A 12307-nucleotide genomic window follows, 5' to 3' on the forward strand; every position below is an offset into this window, starting at 1 on the left:
AACTTATCAAAAAGACAAAAAATATCGGTAGCTTTATCAAAATTAATCATAAGAGGAACAGCTGTTTAAATATTTGAAATTCAGAGCTTTAAATATACAACTATTCTTTTTTTTATGCAAATTTGTGACTTATAATATTAATCGAATTCAGGTTATTATGAATCCATATAAGATTGTTAAGTTTTGCCTTGTCTAACCATTCTTCATAATCTCTATAAAAAATTGTAGGATATCCCTCGTGAGTCAGGATATAAGCATAAGCCAATTGTTTATTCCAAATAATATCCGTGTCATGATTCGTAACAAAAGTAACTGCTTTGAATGGATTTCTTTTCCACATCATATCATCATTCAAAAGGTTAAGATTGTTTCCATCAAAGGCATCTTTCATTTTATAATAACAGGCGAAATCAAATACTGAACTGTTCGCATTCGTAGCCCACCAATCTAGGGTATTTACATTTGAATCCCAATATTCTCCAACGGAGAAACCACCCACATTAGCATTCCATTGATTGATAACCCAAGGGCCAAACCCTTTTACATAATCAAATCTCCAACCATCAAAATGCATTGTGTTTTTATAATACTTACCCACGCCGTCTGGTCTCAGCCAAAGCCAATTTTGAACATTTGGTGTGGAATGGCATAAGTCCGGAAAGCCACCAAAAGAACCTTCGTCGTTAATATGGTAAGCGTTTGCATGAAAATCAGCACTCGTTCTTGGGAATTTCCCCGAAGCTATACCGGTAAAATCAGTATAGGTTTGGGTTCCCGTAAATGGATTGTTCTCTAATTGACCGCCACTGTTATGATTAAGTACCATATCAGCATATACTTGCATATTTTCATAGTGGACTTTGGTTATTAAATTTACCAATTCTATTTTTGAACCGAAACGAGTTTCGACAGAACCATTCTGATTGAAATCTCCAAAATCAAAATAATCTGTAGGATCATAACCCATTGAAAAAGCTCCGTTTTGTCCTTTTGATACTGGCGGTAACCAGATGGAGCCAATTCCTGCATTTGACCATTCCGTTACTTTAGTAGCAATAATGTTCCACCAGGTTCCGCCAACAGGAACATCCCAATAGAAAGCTTGCATCATTACTCCACCACCAGGATTTGCAGCATATTTTCCAGTAGCAGAAGGGGTTTGTGTTCCAGTACTAAATGGATGCCCATCGTGATGGGTGACATCAATTACTTTGTACTGCGCACTTGGTGTAGGTGGCCCTTGTTGCAATACATCGTTTGAATTACACGAGTAAAAGCCAATAAATAAGGCTAGTACATACAATTTAAAATTTTGATTTCTCATAAATTAATTTGGGGTTAGTTAGTAAATTAGGTTAAGTTTCGTAAATTAAAATTTACTTTATTGATTAAATTTATGTAATTTTTAACATATTTAACAAAGGCAATATTATTATTTTCTACGAAAACGTGGTAGTGTTGAAAACTTTTAGAATTAATTACTTTTTAACCATTAAATTGCTTTTTTAAGTGTTTTTTTAGCTTTTTTTACATTTTTAATAATGGTTGTAATTTTTATAGACTTTTATTTTAATAACTGACAATTAAATATATTCTAAAACTATGGTAATCCCGAATGATAGAAGCGTAAGATGGAATAAAAAATGAATATGAGTTTGTTGTTTTTAGTAGTATTGTAAGGCGTAAATTTAAATAGACTAAAACTGCCATTGGTTTTACCCAACAAATGAAAACTAAAATAAAAACCCATATAAATTTTTGTTAATACTCGTAAGTAAACTTGTATTATATAATTGAATTCTTATTTTTGTTCGTTATATGTTTAAAGAGCACAAAGTAATTGTAGTTATTAAAACAATTCTATTTCTTGCTTCTTAAAGCGTATATTTGGCTAAAATTACAACATCCATATTTTTGGAATTAATAACTGAAAATCAAGACACTTTACACAATAAAATAAAACTTCAAATAATGCCTTTAAAAAAAATACAAATGAAATCCATAAATAATAAAATTGCGCTTACGTTTTTTCTTTTACTTTTTTCAAGCGGTATCGTTATAGCTCAAGAAATCATCAAGGAAAAAGCGGTTGACACGATTAAAAAAATTAATCCTAACCAAAAGCAAAAAATAGATGGTGTAATAGCAAAAGTGGGGGATTACATTATATTGGATTCGGATATTGATAAAGCGTATTTGGAAATTTCTAGCCAAGGAAATTCTATAAAAGATATTACAAGATGTCAAATGTTGGGAAAATTATTGGAAGACAAATTGTATGCACATCAAGCCATTCAAGATAGTTTGAAAGTGACAGATGCCGAGGTGAAATCCTTGATGCAAGACAGATTGAATTATATGGTAGAGCAAATAGGCTCTATGGATAAAGTGGTGAAATATTACAAGAAAAATTCAGAAGAGGAGTTTAGAACTTATTTCTTTGATATTTTGAAAGAACAGAAACTTACTTCAGAAATGCAAAAGAAAATCGTTGATGCTGTAGAAATTACACCGGAGGAAGTTCGTAATTTTTTCAAAAAAATACCAACTGCTGAACTTCCTGTTTTTGGAGTGGAACTCGAAGTGGCACAAATTGTAGTGACTCCAAAGGTTTCTGATGCCGAGAAACAAAAAGTGATTGATAAATTGAACGAGTTTAAAAAAGAAATTTTGGCGGGATCTAGTTTTGCCACAAAAGCTGTTTTGTATTCTCAAGATCCTGGTTCAAGAGCAAATGGTGGTTTTTATAAAATGAATCGAAAAACACCTTTTGTAAAAGAGTTTAAAGATGTCGCATTTAGCCTTGCCGAAGGAGAAATTTCGGCACCTTTTGAGACAGATTTTGGGTTTCATATTATTTATGTCGAAAAAATAAAAGGGCAAGAGGTGGAGCTACGTCATATTTTATTGACACCGACAGTAACTGAAGAGTCATTAAACGAAGCCAAAGAAAAAATTACATTAATCAGGAAAAGAATCGAAGACAAGGAAGTCACTTTTGCCGAAGCAGCAAGATCATCGTCTGATGAGAAAGAAACCAAAGCAAATGGTGGTGCTTTGATAAATCCAAAAACACAAGATACCCGTTTCGAATTGACCAAAATGGATCCTAGTTTGTATAGCCAAGTTTCAAATTTGAAAACAGGAGTAATTTCATTGCCATTAATGGATGAAGATCAATCGGGCAAGAAAAAATTCAAGATAATTACAGTTACCAATAGAATTGAAGCACACACTGCTGATTACGCCAAGGACTATACCAAAATAAAAGATTTGGCATTAAAAGACAAACAAATCAAAGCCATCGGAAAATGGTTTGACGAGAAAATCAAGGAGACTTATATTAAAATTATTGCAGAATATAGAGATTGTGTTTTTACAAATAATTGGCTGAAAAAATAGTATCCAGTAATTAGAAGGCAGTAATCAGAAAGCAGATTTCAGAAATCTAAAATCCCAATTCTTAAATCTAAAATCAACATGTCTGATGTAGCAGCAATACATGACTTGGTTCAAAAAAGGAACGAACTAAAAACCGAAATCGCGAAGATTATTGTGGGTCAGGATGCGGTGGTAGACCAAATTTTGCTTTGCATTTTTTCTAGAGGTCACGCACTTTTGGTGGGAGTCCCTGGATTGGCAAAAACTTTGATGGTCAATACGCTGGCGCAAGCTCTTGGGCTTGATTTTAAAAGAATCCAATTCACCCCCGATTTGATGCCGTCGGATATTTTGGGGAGTGAAATACTCGATGAAAATCGCCAATTCAAATTCATAAAAGGTCCCATTTTTTCGAATATTATTCTGGCTGACGAAATCAACAGAACCCCTCCAAAAACACAAGCTGCACTGCTAGAAGCCATGCAGGAACGTTCCGTTACCATTGCGGGTGAAAATTATAAATTGGCATTGCCTTATTTTGTGTTGGCAACCCAAAACCCCATTGAGCAAGAAGGAACTTATCCTTTGCCGGAAGCCCAGTTAGACCGATTCATGTTTGCCATTAAACTGGATTATCCTTCTTTTGAAGAAGAAGTTCAGGTGGTAAAACGAACTACTTCGGATTTGAATCCTAGTATAAATCCATTGTTTACGGCGCAAGAAATCATTGATTTCCAACATTTGATCCGCAGGATTCCAGTTGCAGACAATGTTATAGAATATGCCGTTACTTTGGTGAGCAAAACACGCCCTGATAATGAATTGTCCAACGAATTTGTGAAAAATTATCTTGATTGGGGAGCAGGGCCAAGGGCGTCACAAAATTTAATATTGGCAGCCAAAGCCAATGCCGCTTTCAATGGGAAATTTTCTCCGGATATCGAAGATGTCAAAGCTGTGGCCACAGGAATTCTGCGTCACAGAATCATTAAAAATTACAAAGCCGATGCCGAAGGAATTACAGAAGAAATGATTATCGACAAGCTGATTTAAATAGTAATAAAGTCAATTTAGAAAGGTTCTTTATTCAAATAGGTTTTAAAGGTTCTTTTTCTATTTACCTAAATTCCGACTTTATCAATAATTAGACGGTGTGTTGTTGATAGTGCAATAAAAGTATTAATTTTTAAATATATTGCAATAATAATCGCATAAACTTCTTATCCGGTAATAATAATTTTTCAAATGGCAACTTCTGCTAATTTTTTTTAATTCTCGTCATAAATTATTAAATTTGCGACGCAAGAAAATATTCATTTAATTTTTTTAGTTAAATGACATCAATTGTATCAAAAAAAGAATCGATTACAAAAAAATAAATTACCAAATAAACCCAAAACACTATGGCTTTTGATATTGAAATGATTAAAAAAGTGTATGCAAATATGACAACCCGTGTAGACAAAGCACGCGAATTAGTTGGTCGTCCACTTACATTGACAGAGAAAATTTTATACAATCATCTTTGGGAAGGAAATCCTACCCACACTTTTACAAGAGGTGCTGATTATGTAGATTTTGCCCCAGATAGAGTAGCTTGTCAAGATGCTACGGCTCAAATGGCTTTATTGCAATTTATGCATGCAGGCAAAAAAACGGTTGCAGTTCCAACAACGGTTCATTGTGATCACTTGATTCAAGCCAAAGTAGGAGCAAAAACAGATTTGGCTATAGCCAAAACACAATCAAGCGAGGTTTTTGATTTTCTTTCTTCAGTTTCTAATAAATATGGAATTGGTTTCTGGAAACCAGGGGCTGGAATTATTCACCAAGTCGTATTGGAGAATTATGCATTCCCGGGCGGAATGATGATTGGGACAGATTCACATACCGTAAATGCTGGTGGATTAGGAATGTTGGCTATTGGAGTTGGTGGTGCCGATGCCGTGGATGTAATGTCTGGAATGGCTTGGGAATTGAAATTTCCAAAATTAATCGGTGTAAAATTGACTGGAAAACTTTCGGGTTGGGCAGCTCCAAAAGATGTAATTCTTAAAGTGGCAGATATTCTTACCGTGAAAGGTGGAACTGGTGCTATTGTTGAATACTTTGGCGAAGGGGCGTTGAATATGTCTTGTACCGGTAAAGGAACTATTTGTAATATGGGTGCCGAAATTGGTGCTACAACTTCTACATTTGGGTATGATGATTCAATGCGAAGATACTTGGCTGCCACAGGTCGTCAAGATGTTGTAGATGCTGCCGATACAGTGGCAAGTTACTTAACGGGAGATGCGGAAGTGTATGCTAATCCAGAAAAGTATTTTGACCAATTGATTGAAATTAATTTATCAGAATTAGAGCCATACATCAACGGTCCTTTCACTCCAGACAGAGGAACTCCAGTTTCTAAAATGAAAGAAGAAGCTGCCGCAAACGGATGGCCGTTAAAAGTAGAATGGGGATTAATTGGTTCTTGTACCAACTCCTCTTACGAAGATATGGCACGCGCTGCATCTATTGTAGAGCAAGCCGTGGCTCACGGAATTAAACCAAAAGCTGAATTCGGAATCAATCCAGGTTCTGAACAAGTAAGATATACAATCGAAAGAGACGGAATTATTGCCACTTTCGAAAAAATGGGAACTAAAGTCTTTACTAACGCCTGCGGACCGTGCATCGGTCAATGGGATAGAGAAGGAGCTGATAAAGGAGAAAAAAACACCATCGTTCATTCATTCAACAGAAACTTTTCTAAAAGAGCGGACGGAAATCCAAATACACACGCTTTCGTAACTTCACCAGAAATGGTTGCTGCGTTGGCAATTGCAGGAGATTTATCTTTTAACCCGCTTACCGACACTTTGTTAAATGATAAAGGGGAAGCAGTTAAATTTAACCCTCCAACGGGAGAGGAATTGCCATCTAAAGGTTTTGCTGTTGAAGATGCAGGTTTTCAAGCTCCGGCTGAAGATGGTTCAGGAGTTAAAATTACAGTAAGCGAAACTTCGGATAGATTGCAATTATTGGCGCCTTTCGATGCTTGGGACGGAAAAAATATTATGGGAGCCAAATTATTAATCAAAGCTTTCGGAAAATGCACCACCGACCATATTTCAATGGCTGGACCTTGGTTACGTTTCCGTGGGCATTTGGATAATATTTCAAACAATATGTTGATTGGAGCAGTTAATGCTTTCAATCAAAAAGCGAATTCCGTAAAAAATCAATTGACGGGAGAATATGATGCCGTTCCTGCTGTGGCACGTGCTTATAAGGCAGCCGGAATTCCTTCAGTTGTTGTGGGTGACCACAATTATGGTGAAGGTTCTTCTCGTGAACATGCTGCAATGGAACCTCGTTTCCTTGGAGTAAAAGCGGTTTTGGTAAAATCATTTGCTCGTATTCACGAAACCAATTTGAAAAAACAAGGTATGTTGGGTCTTACTTTTGCCAATGAAGCCGATTATGATAAAATTCAAGAAGATGATGTTATCAACTTCATTGATTTGGTAGATTTTGCTCCGGCAAAACCGTTAACATTGGAATTCGTTCACGCTGATGGAACCAAAGATACCATCTTGGCAAACCATACTTACAACGAGGGTCAAATTGGTTGGTTCGTTGCCGGCTCAGCATTGAATTTGATTGCTGCCGGAAAAGCATAATTTAAACTTTTAAATGCCATAAAAATGCCCTGTGAAAACAGGGCATTTTTTTTATTTATTTTTTCCAACATTAAAAAAATTGGTTCTAAATACTAATACTTTTTCAGAAATCTCTTCTCTTTATGACAAAATAATAGGATACCATATTTTGTCAATTGTGATAGGTATTGTAAACATTTGAGTGTTTGTATACAAGTCCGATAGGGAATAGAACTTGTATAATGAAAAGTTAATTTTCCCATTATCCCGAAATTACTTTATAGATTTATGTATTCTTAACAATCTTGGAAGGAACAGATTCAAATTTGCAGCAGCTGTTTTTAAATAAAATCAGCCAATAAATAACCTTACTGTCTTTAAAAGTTAACTGTACTGAATTTTATAAATAATTAAAACTTAAATGTTATGAAAAAAAAATGTTCATTTTTGGTGGTATTAGCATTGCTAATTTTGGGAAGTAATGAAATCTTTGCACAAAAAGCAGCAAAACCTTGGGTAGCACCAGCATCTTCAAACAGCACGGTAAATCCCTTTAAAGGTGATGCGAAGGCAACAGCGGGAGGACAAAAAATATTCAACCAAATGTGTTTCATTTGCCACGGACTGCAAGGGAAAGGGGATGGCGCCGGAGGGATGAGTCTTAATCCAAAACCGGCTAATTTTCTTGGATCAACAATTAAAGCGGAAACAGATGGAAATCTTTTTTGGAAAATGACAGAAGGAAGAGGGCCTATGGCCTCCTATAAAGAAGTGTATTCTGAAAAACAGCGTTGGGAATTGGTTAATTATATTAGGAAATTACAACAATAATAATTAGGATTAAGCCACGAATCCTGCTTTATTCAGTTAATCCAGATAATAGATATTTTGTATAACTTAAATTTTACTCTTATGAAAATAACCATAACCACTAGGAACAATACAATTTCGAAAAATTATTTTAATCAAAAAAGAAAACTTTTTCTTGGAATTAACCTCTTTTTTGCAATGATATTGATGCCAAAAATGGCACATGCAATTCCAAGTTATGCACGCCAAACGGGTTTGTCTTGTACTGCCTGTCATACTGTGTTCCCTCGTCTTAATGCATTTGGAAGGGCTTTTAAATTAAATGGTTATACATTAACTACCATAAAAACTATTAGCGAAGACTTAACAGGAAAAGACGAGGATGATATGAAAATATTCTTGCGCATTCTAGGTATTTCTCCCCTTTCAGCAATGTTTCAAACAGGGGCTACAAGTTTAAAGAAAGATATTCCAGGAACTCAAAACAATAATGTCGAATTTCCGCAACAATTTAGTTTGTTTTATGGTGGGCAAATTTCGCCTAATATAGGTTCATTTATTCAACTTACTTTAGACAATGGTTCTGGAACAGTAGGTTTGGATAACGTAGATATTCGTTATGCGAACCAGACTACGGGAAAAACACCCATTACCTATGGGCTTACCTTAAATAACAATCCAACAGTTCAGGATTTATGGAACAGCACCCCTGCTTGGGGATTCCCATATACGACATCAGGAGTAGCACCGACACCCAGTGCAAGTACCATTGTTGAAAACTTAGGAGGCACCGTTGCAGGACTTGGCGCATATTCAATGATCAACAATCTGCTTTATCTTGAAGTTTCGGGGTACCGAACCGCTCAAATTGGTGCAACATTGCCGCCAGACGCTTCAGTTTTTGGTGCAGTAAAAGGGACTTCCCCTTATTGGAGAGCCGCACTGCAACATCAATTTGGGAAATCGTATCTTGAAGTTGGAACATTCGGAATTGCAACTAAATTATATCCAACTGGAGTTACAGGGGATACAGATAATTACACCGATGTTGCACTTGATATGCAATACGAATATGCATACGATAAAGGACAATTTACACTTCATTCTTCTTATATAAATGAAAAGCGAAAGCTAAATGCATCATTTGCCAGTAACACCAGTCAATATCTTGATAGCAATCTAAATAAATTTAATATAGATGGCAGTATTTTTCTTAAACCCGGTATAAACTGCACTTTGGGATATTTTAACACAACCGGGTCAACTGATACTGGATTGTATGCTCCTGCAGCAATTTCCGGAAGTAATGCTGGAACACCAAACAGTAGCGGTATAAGAACTCAATTTGATTATTTGCCCTGGGCGAATGTACAGTTATCAGCACAGTATTTTGCGTATAGTAAATTTAATGGAGCTTCCACTAATTATGACGGCTCAGGCAGAAACGCATCAGATAATAATATGTTATACCTTCAACTCTGGTTTGCGTTTTAAACCGAAACCTTACTTAAGTAGTAAAAACGATATAATGTCGTATTTTACTTTTAAATAAATTTAGATAATTATTTGAAAAACAAATAATTAAGCCCTTTTAATAATGCGACAACAAATCGTTCCAATTACTTAGAACCGAAGGACAAGGCTGGTTAGTTGACGGTTCAGCATTGAATTTGCTACGGAATAGTCTAATTCTAAGTTTTAAATTCTTTAAAATGCTCTGTGAAAACAGGGCATTTTTTATTCGCAGATTTGTTAAATTGAATATAAAGAGTTGTTAAAAAAGTGCGATATTTGTATTTAAAGTTTAAATTCGCTTTAGGCAATACTTTTTTAGTATGTTTTGCCGTTTAAGTTAAACAATTGTTCGATTATTTGAATAAATTTAATTGTATTGTGTTATTTGTATTCAGGTAAATAGTCTGAATAAAATGAAATTTAAATAGAGTTTATGAGGTATTTTAGTTGTGTATTTTTGTTTGTTTTTTTTAGCAGTATGAGTGTTTTTTCGCAAGAAAGCTACACACGACATACGGTTTCAAAGGGTGAAACAATTAGCGAAATTGCACAGCAATATAATGTAAAGCCCAAAGTGATTTATGAACTAAATCCAAAAGCCAAGAAGGGAATAAAATTTCATACCGTATTGTTAATTCCCGTTAAATCTAAAAAAAATACAGTTTCAACTCCTGAGATTGCAACCAATTATCCCGAAAAAACGCACGAAGTGCTGACTAAAGAAACACTTTATGGCATTGCAAAACAATACAATATCAGTGTTGAAGATTTATACAAAATCAATCCGAAATTAAAAAAATCAGGTTTGGTAAAAGGTCAAAAAATTAAAATCCCCCAAACTGATTTAGATAATTTGGCATCCGTTGCAACTTCTGAAAATGAAATTCAAAAAACCAACATTTCAGAAAAAACTATTCCGAAGGGAGAAGTTGTTGTTCTACAAAAACTGACGGAGAAAGTTGAAATTTCGAAAGAGGAAATAGTCCATGAAGTTTTACCAAAAGAAACGCTATATTCAATTGCCAAGGAAAACGGAATCACGGTAGCCGATTTGCGAAATATTAATCCAACATTAGGAAGTAAAGCCTTAAAAATTGGTCAAAAGATTGCTATCCCGGTAAAAGCAGAAAATAATTCTAATTTGGCAGTTAAAGAAGAAGTATCAAAAACTGAAAAAGACTCGAGTCCCGATAATTATCGGGACGAACAGGCGAAGCAAATTGCCGTTTTGCCTCAACCACTAATTGAAAATAAGACAGTGGAAACTGAAACCACACGCAAAGTTTTACCTAAAGAAACCAAATACGGGATTGCAAAAGAATACGGAATTTCTGTAAAAGAATTAGAAAAACAAAATCCCAAGATTGTAAAAGAACTTCCTGTTGGCTATTTGCTAAAAATTAGAAGTTCTAAAATTGTAGAAACAACGGTTCCGGTAGAGGAAGTTGCGGTAAAAGAGGAAGTTGCGAGCGAGGATTCAAATAAAATTAGTGGTACTGTGCATGATTCCACTTTTGTGGATCAATTGATTTTGACAGCATCCGAAAATATTGGGACGCGGTACCGTACTGGCGGAACTACCAAAAATGGCTTTGATTGTTCAGGATTGATGTACTCCACTTTTGGCACTTTCGATATTAAGTTGCCTAGGTCGTCAATAGAAATGTCATCTTATGGTTCGAAAATCAATTCCGAAAATGCCCAAAAAGGGGATTTGATTTTCTTCAAAACTAACGGACGGCGACATATCAATCATGTAGGAATGGTGGTCGAGGTTATTGGTGGGGAAATTAAATTCATTCACTCTTCGAATCACGGTGGCGTAATTATTTCTTCTACCAAAGAATCCTATTATGAGAAAAATTTGGCGCAAATCAATCGCGTATTGTAATGTGAAAAGTCATTCTTGCCGATGTAAAATAGTTTCTTATGATTGTTCAGGCGAAAAGGATGCACCTTCTACAATTCAATTTACCTTTTTAAACTTTTTATAATTGCCATCACATCTTCATCTCCCAAACCTTCATTTAGTGCCCTGTTGTAACTGTCATATAGAGGATGGGCCAAAGGAGAATCTAATCCTGCCTCTTTGGCCAGTTTTAAATCTTTAACCAGATGTTTAAGCGCAAAAGCGGCAGGATAGGAATCATTTAAAATGGAGGAAGATTTAATTTTTGTAATGCCATTGCCGCAGGCTCCTTCGTTAACAATGGTAAGCATATCTTCTTTGCTTACGCCATTATTTTCAGCAAAAAGAATTGTTTCGGCCAAGCCCTGAAGATTAAGTCCCAGGAGATAATTGATGGCCAATTTAGCAGAACTGGCTACGCCGGCAGCACCCACATGAATTGAAATTTTGCCAAGGACATTAAAAACAGGTTTTGCGAGTTCATAGTTCTCGGTACTTCCGCCAACCAAAATAACCAAGGAACCCTCTTGTGCAGGCTTCACGCTTCCGGAAACAGGGGCGTCTATAAAACCAATTTGATGTTTGTTACAATTGCTTGCCAGATAACGGGAAGTTTCAGGCGAAACGGTACTCATATTTATGATTATTTTTCCAGGATATTCTTTAGATAACAAACCGGACTTACCTTCGAAGATTTCCTTTACCGCAGCATCATTGGATAACATAGTCAAAACGACATCACAATTTTCCATTAGTTCCTGCGGGCTATTTGCCGAAGTTGCGCCAGCCTCGATTAATGGGGTTTCTTTGTCTTTGGTGCGATTAAACACGGCGACCTCAAAACCTGCTTTCAGTAAATTCCGTACCATTGGATTTCCCATATTTCCAAGGCCAATCCATCCCAATTTCAAATTAGTATCCATTTTTAATGTTTTTTTTGTTTTTGCTTTTCGATGCTTTAAAGACTTTCATAACCCGTTGGGTGCAATTATTAAAAACGTCAGTTCGAGTGTTTTTTGTGTAGTAAAACGGAACAAAAAATGTA

8 protein-coding genes are annotated in these 12307 nt (G+C 35.6%); 6 read left to right on the forward strand and 2 right to left on the reverse strand.

From position 1 onward, the window contains the following. Positions 1-112 precede the first annotated feature (112 nt). Entirely contained in the window at positions 113-1324 is a 1212-nt protein-coding gene (locus B2145_RS04440) for an alpha-amylase (protein WP_291098782.1), read from the reverse strand. Positions 1325-1971: 647 nt separating this feature from the next. Between B2145_RS04440 and B2145_RS04445 the strand changes: the two genes are divergently transcribed. The 6 genes from B2145_RS04445 to B2145_RS04470 all read left to right on the forward strand — a co-directional run bounded on the left by B2145_RS04445 (position 1972) and on the right by B2145_RS04470 (position 11244). Continuing rightward, a complete protein-coding gene (locus B2145_RS04445) occupies positions 1972-3402 on the forward strand; it encodes a peptidylprolyl isomerase (protein ID WP_291098785.1) in 1431 nt (476 codons plus the stop codon). 78 nt (positions 3403-3480) lie between these two features. Then, complete coding sequence (locus B2145_RS04450; protein WP_291098788.1) at positions 3481-4434, forward strand: AAA family ATPase; 954 nt, start codon at positions 3481-3483, stop codon at positions 4432-4434. A 350-nt stretch (positions 4435-4784) separates the two neighbouring features. Further along, positions 4785-7049 (forward strand): aconitate hydratase, encoded by a 2265-nt coding sequence (locus tag B2145_RS04455; RefSeq protein ID WP_291098790.1) that lies wholly within the window; start codon positions 4785-4787, stop codon positions 7047-7049. 405 nt (positions 7050-7454) lie between these two features. Further along, entirely contained in the window at positions 7455-7859 is a 405-nt protein-coding gene (locus tag B2145_RS04460) for a c-type cytochrome (RefSeq protein ID WP_291098792.1), read from the forward strand. 81 nt (positions 7860-7940) lie between these two features. After that, entirely contained in the window at positions 7941-9332 is a 1392-nt protein-coding gene (locus B2145_RS04465) for a hypothetical protein (protein WP_291098795.1), read from the forward strand. A gap of 454 nt (positions 9333-9786) precedes the next feature. Then, entirely contained in the window at positions 9787-11244 is a 1458-nt protein-coding gene (locus B2145_RS04470; protein ID WP_291098798.1) for a LysM peptidoglycan-binding domain-containing protein, read from the forward strand. Between the two features lie 80 nt (positions 11245-11324). Here B2145_RS04470 and B2145_RS04475 read toward each other — a convergent pair whose 3' ends face one another. Then, a complete protein-coding gene (locus tag B2145_RS04475; RefSeq protein WP_291098801.1) occupies positions 11325-12185 on the reverse strand; it encodes an NAD(P)-dependent oxidoreductase in 861 nt (286 codons plus the stop codon). Between the last annotated feature and the right edge of the window lie 122 nt (positions 12186-12307).

Source organism: Flavobacterium sp. UBA5153, assembly GCA_002413745.1.
Classification (GTDB): Bacteria; Bacteroidota; Bacteroidia; order Flavobacteriales; family Flavobacteriaceae; genus Flavobacterium.